This window comes from Microbacterium sp. STF-2, assembly GCF_034650155.1.
In the GTDB taxonomy this organism is placed as follows: domain Bacteria; phylum Actinomycetota; class Actinomycetes; order Actinomycetales; family Microbacteriaceae; genus Microbacterium; species Microbacterium maritypicum_A.
In genome coordinates, this window is sequence record NZ_JARKMW010000001.1 from 828,456 (window position 1) to 844,626 (window position 16,171).

At 68.1% G+C, this 16,171-nt stretch carries 13 protein-coding genes; 3 read left to right on the forward strand and 10 right to left on the reverse strand.

The genetic code is table 11. The features are described from left to right. The first annotated feature begins 89 nt into the window (after positions 1-89). Positions 90-1,382: an MFS transporter gene (locus MicroSTF_RS04000; protein WP_297554356.1), complete on the forward strand. Its 1,293-nt coding sequence runs from the start codon at positions 90-92 to the stop codon at positions 1,380-1,382. Between the two features lie 33 nt (positions 1,383-1,415). On the opposite strand, the gene MicroSTF_RS04005 is transcribed toward MicroSTF_RS04000, so the two are convergent. The 4 genes from MicroSTF_RS04005 to MicroSTF_RS04020 all read right to left on the reverse strand — a co-directional run bounded on the left by MicroSTF_RS04005 (position 1,416) and on the right by MicroSTF_RS04020 (position 4,831). Further along, on the reverse strand, positions 1,416-1,970 hold the full coding sequence (locus MicroSTF_RS04005; RefSeq protein ID WP_029265550.1) for a YceI family protein: 555 nt from the start codon (positions 1,968-1,970) through the stop codon (positions 1,416-1,418). Between the two features lie 181 nt (positions 1,971-2,151). Further along, complete coding sequence (locus tag MicroSTF_RS04010; protein ID WP_021198599.1) at positions 2,152-2,520, reverse strand: FKBP-type peptidyl-prolyl cis-trans isomerase; 369 nt, start codon at positions 2,518-2,520, stop codon at positions 2,152-2,154. Positions 2,521-2,739: 219 nt separating this feature from the next. Continuing rightward, positions 2,740-3,420, reverse strand: a complete 681-nt coding sequence (locus MicroSTF_RS04015; protein ID WP_322953751.1) for an alpha/beta hydrolase — start codon at positions 3,418-3,420, stop codon at positions 2,740-2,742. 46 nt (positions 3,421-3,466) lie between these two features. After that, positions 3,467-4,831 carry a PrsW family intramembrane metalloprotease gene (locus MicroSTF_RS04020; RefSeq protein ID WP_231494436.1) on the reverse strand — a complete coding sequence of 455 codons (1,365 nt, stop codon included), beginning with the start codon at positions 4,829-4,831 and terminating at the stop codon, positions 3,467-3,469. Positions 4,832-4,919: 88 nt separating this feature from the next. Between MicroSTF_RS04020 and MicroSTF_RS04025 the strand changes: the two genes are divergently transcribed. After that, the gene (locus MicroSTF_RS04025; RefSeq protein WP_021198596.1) at positions 4,920-5,789 is read left to right on the forward strand and encodes a fumarylacetoacetate hydrolase family protein; all 870 of its coding nucleotides are present in this window, start codon (positions 4,920-4,922) and stop codon (positions 5,787-5,789) included. Between the two features lie 66 nt (positions 5,790-5,855). Here the strand turns inward: MicroSTF_RS04025 and MicroSTF_RS04030 are convergent, their stop codons facing one another. The 4 genes from MicroSTF_RS04030 to MicroSTF_RS04045 form a co-directional block, all read right to left on the reverse strand. Next, entirely contained in the window at positions 5,856-7,316 is a 1,461-nt protein-coding gene (locus MicroSTF_RS04030; protein WP_021199419.1) for an aspartate ammonia-lyase, read from the reverse strand. 61 nt (positions 7,317-7,377) lie between these two features. Continuing rightward, the gene (locus tag MicroSTF_RS04035; protein WP_322953756.1) at positions 7,378-8,298 is read right to left on the reverse strand and encodes a phosphodiesterase; all 921 of its coding nucleotides are present in this window, start codon (positions 8,296-8,298) and stop codon (positions 7,378-7,380) included. 59 nt (positions 8,299-8,357) lie between these two features. Continuing rightward, entirely contained in the window at positions 8,358-8,693 is a 336-nt protein-coding gene (locus tag MicroSTF_RS04040) for a hypothetical protein (protein ID WP_021199417.1), read from the reverse strand. Then, entirely contained in the window at positions 8,690-10,093 is a 1,404-nt protein-coding gene (locus tag MicroSTF_RS04045; RefSeq protein WP_021199416.1) for an inorganic phosphate transporter, read from the reverse strand. Before MicroSTF_RS04045 ends, MicroSTF_RS04040 begins: the two co-directional genes overlap by 4 nt. 153 nt (positions 10,094-10,246) lie before the next feature. Here MicroSTF_RS04045 and MicroSTF_RS04050 point away from each other — a divergent pair, with 153 nt between their 5' ends. Then, entirely contained in the window at positions 10,247-12,349 is a 2,103-nt protein-coding gene (locus MicroSTF_RS04050; RefSeq protein ID WP_322953759.1) for a S9 family peptidase, read from the forward strand. Positions 12,350-12,610: 261 nt separating this feature from the next. On the opposite strand, the gene MicroSTF_RS04055 is transcribed toward MicroSTF_RS04050, so the two are convergent. Beyond that, positions 12,611-13,639: a 6-phosphofructokinase gene (locus tag MicroSTF_RS04055; protein WP_021199414.1), complete on the reverse strand. Its 1,029-nt coding sequence runs from the start codon at positions 13,637-13,639 to the stop codon at positions 12,611-12,613. Positions 13,640-13,841: 202 nt separating this feature from the next. Beyond that, positions 13,842-15,986 (reverse strand): DEAD/DEAH box helicase, encoded by a 2,145-nt coding sequence (locus MicroSTF_RS04060; protein ID WP_021199413.1) that lies wholly within the window; start codon positions 15,984-15,986, stop codon positions 13,842-13,844. Between the last annotated feature and the right edge of the window lie 185 nt (positions 15,987-16,171).

Here is a 16,171-nt window from a genome sequence, read left to right on the forward strand (position 1 = left end):
CCAGCCGACGACCGCCCTCGGTGACACCGGCGGCGGAGCGAGTCCGTCAGGGTCAACTAGTCTCGAAACGTGCAGAAGAAGTTCGAGGAGTGAGCGCCCGCCGCGGTCATCTGATCGACCTCTCCCCCTTGAAGTCCAGTCCGGCGTTCGCCCGGATGTGGATCGGGTCGACACTCGCCGGCATCGGCGGCCAGCTCACCATCGTCACGGTGATGCTGCACGTGTTCGCCCTGACGCAGAACACCTTCGCGGTCTCGATGATCGCCGTGGCCGGACTCGTGCCGATGATCCTCGCCGGCCTGTACGGCGGCATGCTCGCCGATGCGTTCGACCGACGCCGGGTGGCACTGATCGCGGCGACCATCACTTTCGTCTCCACCGCCCTGCTCGCGGCTCTCACCTGGACGGGCATGGAGACCATCTGGTGGCTGTACGCGCTGAGCATGATCAACTCCGCCGCCAATTCGGTGGGCATGGCCACGCGCACGGCGATCGTGCCGCGGCTCATCCCCCGTGAGAAGCTCGCCGCAGCATCCGCGCTGAACGGTGTGGCCTTCGGGCTGACGGTCATGGCCGGACCCGCGCTGGCGGGCCTCCTCGTCGCCCTCACCGGCTACGGCTGGACGTACACGATCGACGTCGTGCTCATGCTGTCGATGTTCCTGGGACTGTGGACGCTCCCGGCGCTGCGGCCGGAGGGAGAGATCGTCCGACCCGGCCTCGAGTCGCTGGTGGACGGCTGGCGCTTCCTCCGCAGAGCAGGCAACATCCGGATGCAGTACATCATCGACATCATCGCGATGACGTTCGGGCAGCCGCTCGTCCTCTTCCCCGCGCTCGGCACGGTGCTGCTGGGCGGCGGAGCGCTCACGACCGGCATCCTCACGGCTGCTGTCGCCGTGGGGACGTTCGCCTCGAGTCTCTTCTCGGGCCGGGTCGTTCAGTACCGCTGGCACGGCCGTGGCATCGCCCGGGCCGTGGAGGCCTATGGCGCGTCGATCCTGCTGTTCGGGATCGTGCTGCTCGTCGGCGCGTTCTCGTCACCCGCGACCGAGACGGCTCCCCACATCGGGTTGATCGTCGCCGCCTGCGTCGCCCTCGCCCTGTCCGGTGCATCCGACAACGTCAGCTCGATCTATCGGAACACCATGATGCAGGCCGCCGTACCCGACTCGATGCGCGGACGCCTTCAAGGCCTGTTCATCGTCGTGGTCGCCGGCGGGCCCCGCGTCGGGGCGCTGTACGCGGGCACGCTGGCGACGCTCACGACCCTCTGGTTCCCTCCCCTGCTCGGTGGAGTGCTGGTCATCGCCCTCGTCGCCGCGCTCGCGCAGCGCAACCGCCGGTTCCACGACTACGACGCAGAGAACCCCGAGCCCTGACGGGCCCGGGGTTCCGGTGGCTCTCCGACGCGGTCAGTCCTGCTGCAGAGCGCCCTGCAGGTCGAGGCTGATCGTGACATCCTTACCGACGAGCACGCCGCCGGTCTCGAGCGCGGCGTTCCAGGTGAGGCCGAAGTCCTCGCGGTTGATGACGGTCTTGGCAGAGGCGCCGGCCTTGTAGTTGCCGTAGGGGTCGGTGCCGAAGCCGCCGAAGTCGAGCTCGAAGCTGACCGGCTTGGTGACGCCGCGGATGGTGAGGTCGCCGTCGACGTACAGGTCGTCGCCCTTGACGTGCGCACCGGTGGAGACGAACTCCATGGTCGGGAAGTTCTCGGTGTCGAAGAAGTCCGCCGAGCGCAGGTGCGCGTCGCGACCCTCGTCGTTGGTGTCGATGGAGGTCACGTCGACCGTGGCCTCGACCTTGGCGTCCAGCGGGTTCTCCGGAGCGATCAGGGTCGCGCTCTTCACGCCGAAGGTGCCGCGCACCTTCGAGATCATCATGTGGCGCACGCTGAAGGTGACCTCGCTGTGCGAAGGGTCCAGGACCCAGGTGCCGGGACGGTAGCCGGGGATGTCGATGCTGGTCATTGCTTCTCCTCTGGAGACTTCAGCCGCTGCTGCGGCAAGGGACAGGGGCCGCGTCGCCGCGACCACTGTGACAACTTACATTCATTCGCATGTATTCCCCTGAATGAAGAATCTTTTCCCGCACATGCCGCGAGGCGCCTCCCTCCCGGAGGAGAGAGACGCCTCGTGGAAGAGACCGATGTCAGCCGACGGCGACCAGATCAATGATGAAGATCAGCGTCTTGCCGGAGAGGAAGTGCCCGCCGCCGACCGGGCCGTAGGCGAGATGCGGCGGGATGATCAGCTCGCGGCGACCGCCGACCTTCATGCCGGGGATGCCGTCCTGCCACCCCTGGATCAGGCCGCGCAGCGGGAACTGGATCGTCTCGCCACGGCCCCACGAGGAGTCGAACTCCTCGCCGGAGTCGAACTCGACGCCGGCGTAGTGGACCGTGACGGTGTCGCCGGGCTTCGCCTCGGCGCCGTCGCCCTCGATGATGTCGCGGACGACGAGCTCCGCCGGAGCGGGAGTGCTGGGGGCTTCGAACTCAGGCTTTGTGCGTTCAGTCATGTCTCCATCAAACCCGAGGCCGACGGACCCGGTCAACGCACGCACACCTGCTCACAGCGAACACCTCATGCCCTCGCCGGCGAACCTCGGCAAGAAGCTCTTGACACTCATGCAGGGCCGGGTGCACCCTGTTTACAGATCAACTCAGCGCCCGGGAGACTCGCAGGCATCGCCGCAGCACCGGGCGCTGAGTCTTGTCCTGGAGCGATTCCCGGCCCCTCACTCGACGTATCCTGCGAGGAGCTCGGCGATCTCCACCGGTCGGCTCAGCATCGCGCAGTGTCCGCCGGGCAGCTCATCCGCGACCACTCCCAGGCGCGTCTCGGCGAGGTCGCGCAGGAATGCGGCAGGGAAGAAGCGATCGTCGGCGAACAGCACGAATCTCGTCGGCACGTCGGGCCACGCCGCCAGAGGCCACGGCCTCTCCATCGCCGCCTGCGACGGATGCGCCCGCTCCCGTCGGAGCGCCTCCTCTGCCAGCTCGTGCGGAACCCCGTTGTAGAAACTGACGAGGGGGTCGTCGTTCCCGGTCAACCCGCCGTCCCGCGCCGACTGGGCGGCAGACGCCGTGACGTATCCCGAGTTCGCCCACCACTGATCCGGGGACTCGCCCGGGGACGGGATCATCCCCGCCATCAGGACGAGGAGCTCGGCGGAGAGGCGCTCGGCGACCAGCGGCGCGGTGAAGGCCCCGAAGGAATGACCGACGACCACCACCCTCGCCTGCGCACCCACCAGTTCCGCAACCGCCTCGGCGTAGTCCTCGAGAGTGAGCGTGTCGTCGTCGGCGGGAAGGTCGGGCGCGAACACCTCCTGCCCGCGCGCTCGCAGCTCAGCGGCGACCAGATGCCAGGACCATCCGACATCTCCGCCACCGTGGATCACGACGAAGGTGCTCATCCGCCACCGCCTTCCCTCCGAGAAGGGTACGCCGTCGCGTGTCGCGTCAGTAGGCCAGCAGGGCCGCCCTGGTCGCCCTGGTGCGGATCAGGAGCGCGCGCTCGTCATCCACGGCCATGGGGTCGCGGCCGGTGATCGCCCGCTGACGGACAGCGGCGAGCTCGGTCGCCTCTTTGATGAAGGCGCGCATCAGCGGACGACGGTCCCCCCGCAGCTGCGACGCCCAGGCGAGTCCGACCTTGCGCCCGGCAGGGGTGGCGAGCATGGTGACCTCCTCGGGCGTGAACCATCCGGCCGCGGCGTAGTCCTCGAGGCGGGCACGGGTGAGTCGGGCCTCCTCACGACGCAACGCGACGATGCACAGGATGAATCCGATGAAGAGCGGCACCTGAAGGGTGAAGTAGAGACCGAAGAAGTCGGCGAACGTCGCCGAGCCGTTCCAGAGGGCGTGGAGCAGGATCGCCCCGACCACCCCCACCGCGCCAGCACCGAGCGCGGCCTTCGCCGAGCCGTGACGCCGAGCGACGAGGCCGATCGCGAAGCCGGTGATCGCGGTGAACATGGCATGAGCGAAGGGCGAGAAGAGCCCGCGCACCACGAACGTGACGGTCAGCTGCTCGCCGCCACCCTCGATGAGGCTCACCCCGAAGTACTGGATGTTCTCGGTGAAGGCGAAACCCGCCCCGACCAGCGCGCCGTACACGATGCCGTCGACAGGGCCGTCGAACGCTCGTCGGGCGAGCAGGAAGATGAGGAAGACGCCGAGCCCCTTCCAGAGCTCCTCGACGATAGGCGCCTGCACGACGGCGGTGAACTCCTCGGACCGGATGTCGAGCAGGAGGGTCAGCGCGGTGTCGACGAGAAGGGTGAGCCCGACGGCCGCGACGGCGCCCCATGCGATGGCGAACGCCACCAGCCGCTTGGGCTCGGGCTCCCACCGATCGATCAGGCGCACGCCCAGGAACACGATGGTCAGAGGGACGAGCGCGAGCACCAGCCCCACGACGGAAGCGAACGATCCGAGCGCCCAGACGAAGTAGCCGACGAGGGCGATCAGGAGGAAGCCGAGCACCCCGAAGAGCCAGAGCGACACCGTGCGCCCTTTCCTCGTCGGAACGGGCAGCGCCGGGAGCGACTCCGCCGGTGACGGGGCGACGGGAGCCGGCGGCGTGTAGGGCGTCGGCTGCGCGAGGGACGATGCATACCCCGTGACGGAGGTGCGGGCCGCGGGCGCCGAGACCTGGCTCGCGTACGGCGCGGGCGCGAAGGCTTGCGGCGGTACCGGCTGCGGGGCCTGCTGCGGTACCGGCTGCGGCGGTACCTGCTGCGGCGGTGTCGACGGCAACGGCGGTGCCGGCGGAGGCGCATACGGCGAGGGCTGCTGCGGCTGGGACGGTCCTCCGGAACTCATAGGCAAAGCTTATGGGCACAACGCCGGGCACCCGGATATGGCGACCCCCTCCACCCGGCGACCTGCACCCACCCGGTAGCGTAGAAGCATGCGGTTCGCTCATCTGCGCCGTCCCGACTCCCCTCTCGCGGTTCTCGCCGTCGTGGAGGGCTCGGACGCCGTCCTCGTCTCTGATCTCCTGACCGACCCTCCTGCCACGCTGCAGCAGCTGATCGAGAGAGGGGACGATGGTCTCGACGCACTGCGCCGCGCTCTGGCGGACACCACCGCGCCGCGGCATCCGCTCGCGGGATGGGCGTTCGCCTCGGCCGTGCTCGCTCCGCCCGCGGTCCTGGCCGTCGGTCTCAACTACGCCGCGCACTCGAGTGAGCTCGGTCTCAAGACCGATGCCGCCCCGACCGTCTTCACACTCTGGCCGAACTCGCTCACCGGACACGACCAGACCACATCCTGGCCGCGCACGCTGAGTGAGGCCGTCGACTACGAGGCCGAGCTCGGCGTGCTCATCGGCTCGCCTGCGAAGGACGTCGCCGAGGCTGATGCGCTGTCGCACGTCTGGGGATACACGGTGGTCAACGACATCACCGCCAGGAACATCCAGTTCTCCGAGGCTCAGTGGTCACGCTGCAAGTCGTTCGACGGATTCACCCCGACCGGGCCGTTCGCGGTGACCGCGGATGAGATCGCCGACCCGCAGGACCTGCACATCTGGACCGTCGTCGACGGTCACACCGTGCAGGATGCGAGCACCGATCAGATGGTGCGCTCGGTGGCGAAGCTGATCGCGCACCTCTCGCAGTCGCTCACGCTGCTCCCCGGCACCCTCATCTCGACCGGCAGCCCCGGCGGTGCCGGCTACTCGCGCGACCCGCAGATCTTCCTTCGCGACCGGTCCACCGTCACGGTGGGCATCGACGGCATCGGCGAGCTCACCACCCACTGCCGCATCACCGACTGACTTCACGGATAGACGAAGGGGACGGATGCCGGCGCATCCGTCCCCTTCGTCTATCCGTCTGTGAGATCAGATCTCGATCAGGTCTTCCGGTGAGATCACCGGGATCGCGGCCGTGATGGTCTCGAGTCCCGACAGGCGCGCAGGCGAGAGCTGTTTGACGACCTCGTCGCGCGACATGAGGCCGGCCTCCACCACGAGGTCGGCCACGCTGCGGTTGGTCAGCAGTGCGGTCTTCGCGAGTGCGGCCGCCGCGGCGTAGCCGATGAACGGGGTCAGCGCCGTGATGACTCCGACCGAGGCACCGACCATCGCGCCCAGGCGGTCACGGTTCGCGGTGATGCCGTCGACGCAGTTCACTCGCAGAGTCCACATGGCCTGACGCATCCAGGTGATCGACTGGAAGATCGAGTGCGCGATGACCGGCTCGAAGGCGTTCAGCTGCAGCTGTCCGGCCTCCGCCGCCATCGTCACCGTCATGTCGGCACCGGCGACGGCGAACGCCACCTGGTTCACGACCTCGGGGATGACCGGGTTGACCTTGCCGGGCATGATGCTCGAGCCCGCCTGCATGGCCGGGAGGTTGATCTCGCCGAGCCCCGCCTGCGGCCCGGAGGAGAGAAGACGGAGGTCGTTGCAGATCTTCGACAGCTTCATCGCGTTGCGCTTGAGCGTCGAAGAGAACGACATGAACGAACCGGTGTCGCTGGTGGCCTCGACGAGGTCACCGGCAGTGCGGAGGTCGAGCGACGTGATCTCGCGCAGGTGCTTGAGCACGGCGGGTGCGTAACCGGGGTGGGTGGTGATCCCGGTGCCGATCGCGGTGGCGCCCATGTTGATCTCGAACATCAGCGAGGCGTTCTCGGTGAGACGGGTGTGGTCGTAGCCGAGCGTCGTGGCGAAGCCGTTGAACTCCTGCCCCAGCGTCATCGGCACGGCATCCTGCAGCTGCGTGCGCCCCACCTTCAGCACATCGTGGAACTCGCGCGATTTGCCCAGGAACGACAGCCGCAGCAGGTCGAGCTCCTCGAGCAGCGAGCGCAGGGTCAGCGAGAGGCCGATCTTCACCGCGGTCGGGTACACATCGTTCGTGGACTGGCTGCGGTTGGTGTGGTCGATCGGCGAAAGGAAGGCGTAGTCGCCCTTCTCGCGGCCCGCCATCTCGAGCGCGATGTTGGTGATGACCTCGTTCGCGTTCATGTTGGTCGACGTGCCGGCTCCACCCTGGATGACGCCGACCGTGAACTGCTCGTGGAACTCGCCGTCGATCACGCGCTGAGCCGCCCGGTCGATCAGGTCCGCCCGCTCCGGGTCGAGCACGCCGATCTCGCGGTTCGCACGGGCGCTGGCCTGCTTGACCATCGCGAGGCCGACCACGAGGTCGGGATACACCGAGATGGGCCGCTTCGTGATCGGGAAGTTCGCGTCGGCGCGGGCGGTGTGGATCCCCCAGTATGCGTCGACGGGAATCTCCATGCTCCCGAGCGAATCGGTCTCGGTGCGGGTCAGGGTAGGCGCGGCAGAAGCCATGTCACATCCTCGTGGGTCGTGGCGGGTGAGAAGGGTGGGGGATGTCTTCAGTCTACGCCGCTCAGCGTGCGGGTTTGCGGGAGAAGGCTTCGAGTCGCCCTTCCGGGTCGAGCTTCGCCATGCGCTCCAGCCAGGCCTCGGAGAAGTAGTCGCCGGTGTCGGCACTGGTCACCGGGACCACGGTGTGGGTGATCGTGTCGGGGTACACGTGCACGAGCTGGAACGCCTGAGCGGCGTCCATTCCGTTGACCTCGGCAGACGGGCGCGCGACGTTCATGGTGTAGCACGTCGCCGATGCCACGCTCACCGGCACGCCGGCGAAGGTGCCGTGCGAGGAGTAGTGCAGATGCCCGGCGAGGATGCCTCGGACGTCGCTGCCGCGGACGACGGCGGCGAGCTCGTCCTGATGTCGCAGCTCCAGGATGTCGAACAGCGGGAGGTGGCTCGGAAGAGGCGGATGATGCATTGCGAGCAGGGTGCCGTGCGGGGCCGGCTCGGCGAGGACCTCGGCGAGCCAGGAGAGCTGACCGTCATCGAGATCCCCGTGATGCCAGCCCGGGACACTCGTGTCCAGCGCCACGAGTCGGAGACCCTCGAGGTCCCAGACACCGGTCACAGGCTCCTCGGTCGGAGCCAGATCGAGCAGCCCCTCACGCAGCGCCGGACGTTCGTCGTGGTTTCCCGCCACCCAGATCACCGGGGCGCCGAGTTCCGCCGCGACCGGCTCGACCGCCGCGCGCAGACGGCGATACGCGTCGGGCTCGCCGAGGTCGGCCAGGTCACCCGTGACGACGATCGCCGTCGGATGCGGATGCACCGCGCGGATCGCGTCGAGCGTGCGGTCGAAGTTCGCCTCGACGTCGTAGCGTCCGCCCAGGCGCGCTCCTCCCGCGAGGAAATGCGGGTCACTGACGTGGATGAGCACGTGCGACGCGGGCTCGTGCCTGCCGAAGACGTACGGACTGCCGGTTCCTGCGGACATGGCCTCAGCCTATTGCCGCACCGGCAGCGGCGGACGCGACCCGCGCTCGCCCGCCGAGGTCAGTGACCGACGACGAGGAGCAGGATGCCGCTCACCACGGCAGCGGCGCAGAGCGCGAAACAGCCGTAAGCGCCGACCAGGGCCACCGTCTTCTGGCCCTCCGTCAGCGGGCTCTTACGTGCCGCCTTCGCCGCCTGCTTCTCGGCGCGCTTGAGTTCCTTCTCCGTGATCACGGTGATGGCGTCCGTGAACTCTGCAGGACTCACCACAGGGGCCCGCCCGCTGCGCACGAGCAGTCGGAGTCCCAGCGCGTAGAACGTGACGATGGCGGCGGCGCCGATGAGGGCTGCCGCGAACACCTGGAGGAAGGCGACCCAGTCGATCACGACGTTCATTCGGACTCCCCGTTCCGGTCGGCGTCGGGCTTCGTCGTCGAGGCCGCAGCCTTCGAGGAGCCGGCACCGGCCTTGGCCTCCGCCTTCTTGGCCTTCTTCTTCTCGGCTTTCTTCTCGGCGTCCTTCTTCGCCTGAGCCTTCGCCTGGGCCTTCGCCTGCTCGCGCGCCTCGGCACGGGCCCTGGCCTCGGCCTTGGCCTGCTCGATGCGCTGCTGACGGCGCGTCGGCGGAGGCGTATCGGGGAGTTCGACGGCCCTGCCGGACTCGGCGACGTCACTCATCGCGTTCGCCGGGGTGACAGCATTGCGACGCGAGCGCATGAAGAGGCCGAGGATGATCACCAGGGCGATCACGGCATCGATCGCCACTCCCCAGTTGCCCAGCCAGACCACCAGCAGCGCCGCGAGAGCGCCTACGCCTCCGGCAGCGGGAAGCGTCAGCAGCCAGCCGACTCCGATGCGGCCGGCGGTCCGCCAGCGCACGGTGGACCCGCGGCGGCCGAGGCCGGAGCCGATCACCGAACCGGACGCGACCTGCGTGGTGGAGAGGGCGAAGCCGAGGGCGCTGGAGGCGAGGATGGTGGCCGCGGTCGAGCTCTCCGCAGCGAAGCCCTGCGCGGGCTTGACGTCGGTCAGCCCCTTGCCGAGGGTGCGGATGATGCGCCATCCGCCGAGGTAGGTGCCGAGGGCGATGGTGAAGGCACACGCGACGATGACCCACAGCTCGGGCTCGTGATGGGCGCCGGACTGCCAGCCGATCGTGATCATCGCGAGGGTGATCACTCCCATCGTCTTCTGCGCATCGTTGGTCCCATGGGCGAGCGCGACGAGGGACGACGTGAAGATCTGGCCCCATCGGAAGCCGTCGCGGCCGTCGGGCTTCCCGTCGTAGCGACGGGTGACCGAGTAGGCGATCTTCGTCGCGGCGAACGCGATCAGCCCTGCCGTGACAGGGGCGATCAGGGCGGGGAGCACGATCTTCGAGAGCACCATGCCGAAGTCGATGCCCCCGATCCCCGCACCGACCAGAGTGGCGCCGATGAGTCCGCCGAAGAGCGCGTGCGACGAGCTCGACGGCAGACCCAGGAGCCATGTGAGCATGTTCCAGGTGATCGCGCCGATGAGACCGGCGAAGATCAACGAGAGGAACAGATCGGCTCCCGCGGAGATGATCGCATCCTCGCGGATGATGCCGCCCGAGATGGTCTTGGAGACCTCGGTGGACAGGAAGGCGCCGACGAGGTTCAGCACTGCGGCGAGGAGGACGGCGGTCTTGGGCTTCAGCGCGCCGGTGGCGATCGGCGTCGCCATGGCATTCGCCGTGTCGTGAAAGCCGTTGGTGAAGTCGAAGAAGAGTGCCAGCGCGATGACAAGCACGACGATGAGGGCTGCGGTTTCCACCGTTCGCTTTCGGTCGTTTGAGGAAGAAGGAGATGTCGACGAGATCGACGTGACGAACGAAGAGTTCACCGTGGGTTTGACTTCCGTTAACCGGCCCCGGTGAATTCTCCCACCCTCCCCCGTGCCGGTCAACTCGACCTGGGATAGCGTGAGATGGTGACTGACGCCCCTGCCGCCGACCGCCGCTCGACCCTCCGCACCCATCACGGTGACACCTTCGAGGATCCCTACGAATGGCTTCGTGCCAAGGAATCCGCCGAGGTCATCTCCCACCTCGAAGCGGAGAACGCCCACACAGACGCCGAGACGGCGCACCTCGCCGATCTGCGCGAGAGACTCTTCCAGGAGATCAAGGGCCGTGTCCAGGAGACGGACCTGTCCGTCCCCACCCGCCGAGGGGACTGGTGGTACTACAGCCGCAGCGAGGAGGGGGCCCAGTACGGCATCCACTGCCGCGCCGCTGCCGCCCCGGACGACTGGACTCCCCCGCGTCTCGAGCCAGGAGTCGCGGTTCCGGGAGAGATCGTGCTCCTCGACGGCAATGTCGAATCGGAAGGACACGACTTCTTCTCGCTCGGCGCTTTCGACACGTCTGACGACGCCACGAAGCTGCTCTGGTCCACCGATTTCGACGGTGACGAGCTCTACACCGTGCACGTGCGCGACCTCGCCACGGGCACCACGCTCGACGACGAGATCCCGAACACGGGCGGCGCCTTCTTCACGCCCGACGGCACCGGGGTGCTCTACACGACCCGTGACGAGGCCTGGCGCCCCGACACCCTGTGGCTGCATCGCCTCGGCACGCCGGTGTCGGACGACGTGCGGCTCTTCCACGAGCCGGACGAGAAGTTCTGGCTCGGGGCAGGGATCACCCGCAGCCGCCGGTATCTGGTCATCGCGGTCGGCTCGAGCATCACGAGCGAGGAGTACCTCGTCGATCTGACCGGCGAGCTCACCGCTGAGCCGCAGCTGGTCTGGCCGCGTCGCGAAGGCGTCGAGTATTCCGTCGAGCACGCGGTCGTGGGCGGCGAGGACCGGTTGCTCGTGCTGCACAACGACGGAGCCCTCGACTTCGAGCTCGTGTCGGTCGCCGCCGCGGACCCCCGGGGATCGCGGCACGTGGTGGTGGCGCACGAACAGGGCAGACGCCTGCTGGGTGTGGACGCGTTCCGCGACTTCGCCACCGTGGAGTACCGCAGCGAAGGACTCGAACGCGTCGGCCTGCTCGACTACGAGACGGATGTCGTCGACGAGCTGGCCTTCGACGAGCCGCTCTACTCCGCCGGAGTGAGCGGGAACCCCGAATGGCACTCCCCGTTCCTGCGCCTGGGATACACGTCGTTCGTGACGCCGGGGACCGTGTACGACCTCGATCTCGCGACCCGCGAGCTCGTGCTGCGCAAGCAGGTGCCGGTGCTGGGTGGATACGACCCCGCCGACTACGGGCAGAGGCGTGAGTGGGCGACCGCTGCGGACGGCGTCCGCGTGCCGATCTCGCTCGTCTGGAAGCGCTCGTTCGGCGAACCCGGGGGCGAGGCACGGCCGGTGCACCTGTACGGGTACGGCTCGTACGAGCACTCGATCGATCCCGGCTTCTCGGTCGCGCGCCTCTCCGAGCTGGACAGGGGTGTGATCTTCGCGGTGGCGCACGTCCGCGGTGGAGGAGAGATGGGGCGACAGTGGTACGAGGACGGCAAGCTCCTCCACAAGCGCAACACCTTCACGGACTTCGTCTCCTGCGGCGAGCACCTGGTCGAGACCGGGGTCACGGCACCGACTCTCATGGTGGCCGAGGGCGGCAGCGCCGGGGGCCTGCTGATGGGGGCTGTGACGAACCTCGCGCCCGGGCTCTTCGCCGGCATCCTCGCCGGGGTGCCTTTCGTGGACGCCCTGACCACGATCCTCGACCCGTCGCTGCCGCTGACCGTGATCGAGTGGGACGAATGGGGCGACCCCCTCCACGACCCGGATGTCTACGCCTACATGAAGTCGTACAGCCCGTACGAGAATGTCCGAGACGGCGTCGAATACCCGCGGATCCTCGCGGTCACATCCCTGAACGACACCCGTGTGCTCTACGTGGAGCCCGCGAAGTGGGTCGCCCGTCTACGCGAAGCCGGGGCGAAGGACGTGCTCCTCAAGTGCGAGATGGTCGCCGGGCACGGCGGCGTGAGCGGGCGCTACAACTCTTGGAAGGAGCGGGCCTTCGAACTCGCCTGGCTCCTCGAGACGCTCGGCCTCGCCGACGCCTGAGCGCCGGACCTCCTGGTGTGAGCGCCCGTTCGTGGGCGCCACATCAGGCGATCACGTCAGAACAGTCCAGGGTCTGCACCGGCGCAAGACGCACATCTGAGAACCCGCGGCTGTTTCACCGCGCGCCCCGGGCGCGATTCGACGCGCGACATAGAGCACGCGAGATCAGGCGAACACGCCGCTTCAGGCACGCGGGACGAGGAGTCGCCTGATTCCGCGAGGTCGCCTGATTCGGCGTGATGGACCCGATCGCTCTCGGACTCAGCCGAAGAGCGCCGCAGCCTCGTCGTAGCGGTAGCGCGGGACGGTGTTCAGTTCGCCGAGCGCATCGGCGAACGGCACCCGCACGATGTCGGTGCCCTGCATGGCGACCATCTGTCCCCACGCGCCGTCCACGATCGCGTCCGCCGCATGCAGCCCCAGGCGCGTGGCAAGAACGCGGTCGAAGGCCGACGGCGATCCACCGCGCTGGATGTGGCCGAGGATCGTCGCACGCGTCTCGATGCCGGTGATGCGTTCGATCTCGGGGGCGAGCTGGTCGCCGATACCGCCGAGGCGCGGTCGATTGAAGGCGTCGAGCCCCTTGTCGCTGTATGCCTCGTCCATCCCGAGGAGCTTGAACCCCTCGGAGACGACGACCAGGGGCGCGCGACCGCGGTCGTGGGCGCTGGTGACGAGCTCCGTGATGTCGTCGATCGACATCGGTACCTCGGGGATGCAGATGACGTGCGCACCGGCAGCCATTCCGGCGTGCAGGGCGATCCAGCCGACGTGCCGACCCATGACCTCGGCGACCATGCAGCGCTGGTGGGAGTCACCGGTCGTGCGGAGGCGATCCATCGCGTCCGTGGCGATGTTCACGGCTGTGTCGAAGCCGAACGAATAGTCCGTCGCCTGCAGGTCGTTGTCGATCGTCTTGGGGACGCCGATCACCTTGATGCCGTCCTTGGCGAGGCGGTCGGCGGCTGCGAGCGTGCCTTCGCCGCCGATCGCGATGATGCCGTCGATCTTGTGCCCGTAGAGGGTCTTGGCGATGTTCTCGGCTCCCCCGCGCTCGCCCTCATACGGGTTCGTGCGGCTGGTGCCGAGGATCGTGCCGCCCACCTTCGACAGCCCCTTCACCTCGTGCCGGGTCAGCGGCATGAAGTCCCCGTCGACGAGTCCGCGCCACCCGTCACGGATGCCGACGAACTCCAGGTCGTACGAGGTGGTGCCCTTGAGCACGATGCCGCGGATGACCGCGTTGAGGCCGGGGCAGTCGCCGCCGCTCGTCAGGATGCCGATCTTCATGCTGGTGCCTTCAGACGTTCGGGAGATGGGGGAACAGGCGACGCTGCCTTCGATCGACACTAGCGCCCCGGCACACCCGGGCGCCATTCGGGCTCGATGAAAAACGCCGATCTTGACAAGGCGATTCGCCGATATCGATGAACTTCCCGCCGGCGCCGGCCTTCGCGCCAGATCCCGCGTTAAGAACAGCCGATCTTGAGGCTTACGCCCCGCCCAGCGCCTGTCGCAGCAGGTGCATGAGCGCCGCCAGCTGCACCGGCTCCCCGGCCGACTCCTCGACCGCTTCCCCGTCGAGGGCGCGTGCCGCGAGTCCCTGCTTCTGGTCGATCAGCTCGGCGATCTTGGTGTCGATGGTGTGCGCGGCGATGATCCGCCACGCCGTCACCGGCTCGTCCTGCCCGATGCGGTGCACGCGGTCGATCGCCTGCGTCTGCTCGGCTGCCGTCCACGACAGCTCGGCGAGGACGACGTTCGACGCCGCCTGCAGGTTGAGTCCCACACCGGCAGCGGTGAGAGAGCAGACGGCGATGCCGACCTCGGGGTCGCCGTTGAAGTCGTCGATCGCCTGCTGGCGGGTCGTGGACGTCTGGTCCCCACGGATCGAGACCGAACGGATGCCGGCGGCGGCGAAGTGCGCCTCGGCCTGGTCCATGACGTCGATGTGCTTCGCGAAGAACACGACCTTGCCGACCGAACGCTGCAGCTGAGCGGCGTAGTCGGCAGCCAGTGGCGCCTTGGCCTGACCGATGCGCCGGACCATGGTGAAGACATTGTCTCCCCCGGTGCCGGCGGCCTTCGACTCCTCGAGCTCGTTCTGGGCGACCAGCCGCACGATGTCGTCGTCGATCTCTCCGGGTGCGAGTCCACGGTCGCCGCGGGCCTCGATGATGCGGCGGTAGCGAGCGGCGAGCCGCTCCCCCAGCTCGCGCTCGGCCTGTCGGATGCTGCGTCCGAACTCATCGTCGAGCTGCACCGGCAGGTCGGCGATCAGCTTGTCGGGGAGGTCGGCGGCGACGTCCTTCTTCTTGCGACGCACGATGCCCATCGAGATGACCGCATCGCGCGCCTCAGGGTAGAAGGCCTTATCTGCAGGGGTGAAACCCGTCGCATCGAGCTTCTCCATGAGCTCGGGCCCCGGCTTCTCGCCGGTGGTCCAGCCGAGGAAGCGCCAGATCGCGTCGAAGTCCTCCACGTCGTTGATCAGCGGCGTACCCGTGAGGGCGAGCATCAGGGGGTCGTGCCCGGGAGTGCGCTCGCGCACCTGGGCGGCCAACGACAACACGTTCTGGGAACGCTGCGAGGAGAGATTCTTGATGAAGTGCGCCTCGTCGACGACCATGCCGCGCAGCCCGATCGAGGCGAGCCAGGACATGTGCCGATCGAGGATCTCGTAGTTCACGATGAACACGTCGGCGAACGCATCGATGTCGTCGCCGTCACCCTGGATCACCGTGGCGCGACGCTGTGGCGTCCAGCGCTCGACCTCGCGCGCCCAGTTCATCTTCACGACGTTGGGGACGACGACGAGCAGCGGGTACGCGCCCGCCACGGAAGCGGCGAGCACCGATTGCGCGGTCTTGCCGAGTCCTGGCTCATCGGCGAGGAGGAAGCTGCGGTGCCCCGCCTTCACGGCTTCGAGGAACCGGGACTGGTGCACCATGACCTCGAGGCCCTTGGGCGAGATGTGGTCGAACTCCGGCGCCGGAGGCAGATCCATGGACGCGGCGGATCCGCCGGCTCCGGTCTCGAAGGCCTTGTACAGCGGCCCCATGAGCTCCCAGCCGTCGAGGCGGCGTCGCGGCGTGGCGCTCGAACGGGGCGTCAGGTCGGGAGCGAGGAAGGGATTGGCCAGTTGTCGAGCTTCGACGGACGGCGGGGTGACCTGTCGCTCGGCGATCGCCGCCGGGATCGTGGAGATCTGCACCGGTGCCGCGTCGGCGATGATGAGCTCTTCCGGGGCGAGGTCGGCGCCGGATTCGAGCAGCCAGTCGCGGCGCATGCGCTTCGCCACCGGCGATGTCGCCTGGTCGGCCTCCAGCAGCTGGATGAGCGAGGTGTCGCGCGCAGCCGTCTTGGCGAGGATCGTGGCGACGCCGTCGAGCCGCTTCAACAGCTCGGCGCGAGCAGGATCACCGATCTCGGCATCCGCCTTCACACGCGCGCGCTCTTCGCGCACCAGGAAGGCGATCACCTGGAACTTCACCCGATTCGTGGGGCCGAGCTTCCCTCGCTGCGACTTGGCCTCGATCTCGCGCACCTTGCGCGCGAGGATCGGGATGAGGGGTGCCTCGTCGTCACGACGGGACGTCTTCTTGCGCCGCGTGGCGGCGGTTGCCGTAGTCGGCATGCTCCTCCTGAGCGTGAAGGCTCCGGCTTCCCCAGGAAGCCATGGGCCGTTCTCGTTGTCCGCGTGTGGCGTGAGCCAGGACCGTACGAACAGTGGATCTTCTTCCCGTCGGGGATCGCGAGATTCGCGAAGTTCGGCGGGAGCCGATGTCCATTCTATGTCATCGTACCCGCGTGGACGCGATC

Bases quoted from the DNA above. Each gene is read 5' to 3' on its own strand.
- MicroSTF_RS04005 (WP_029265550.1), bottom strand. From the start codon at position 1,970: ATGACCAGCATCGACATCCCCGGCTACCGTCCCGGCACCTGGGTCCTG.
- MicroSTF_RS04010 (WP_021198599.1), bottom strand. From the start codon at position 2,520: ATGACTGAACGCACAAAGCCTGAGTTCGAAGCCCCCAGCACTCCCGCT.
- MicroSTF_RS04015 (WP_322953751.1), bottom strand. From the start codon at position 3,420: ATGAGCACCTTCGTCGTGATCCACGGTGGCGGAGATGTCGGATGGTCC.
- MicroSTF_RS04020 (WP_231494436.1), bottom strand. From the start codon at position 4,831: ATGAGTTCCGGAGGACCGTCCCAGCCGCAGCAGCCCTCGCCGTATGCG.
- MicroSTF_RS04025 (WP_021198596.1), top strand. From the start codon at position 4,920: ATGCGGTTCGCTCATCTGCGCCGTCCCGACTCCCCTCTCGCGGTTCTC.
- MicroSTF_RS04030 (WP_021199419.1), bottom strand. From the start codon at position 7,316: ATGGCTTCTGCCGCGCCTACCCTGACCCGCACCGAGACCGATTCGCTC.
- MicroSTF_RS04035 (WP_322953756.1), bottom strand. From the start codon at position 8,298: ATGTCCGCAGGAACCGGCAGTCCGTACGTCTTCGGCAGGCACGAGCCC.
- MicroSTF_RS04040 (WP_021199417.1), bottom strand. From the start codon at position 8,693: ATGAACGTCGTGATCGACTGGGTCGCCTTCCTCCAGGTGTTCGCGGCA.
- MicroSTF_RS04050 (WP_322953759.1), top strand. From the start codon at position 10,247: ATGGTGACTGACGCCCCTGCCGCCGACCGCCGCTCGACCCTCCGCACC.
- MicroSTF_RS04055 (WP_021199414.1), bottom strand. From the start codon at position 13,639: ATGAAGATCGGCATCCTGACGAGCGGCGGCGACTGCCCCGGCCTCAAC.
- MicroSTF_RS04060 (WP_021199413.1), bottom strand. From the start codon at position 15,986: ATGCCGACTACGGCAACCGCCGCCACGCGGCGCAAGAAGACGTCCCGT.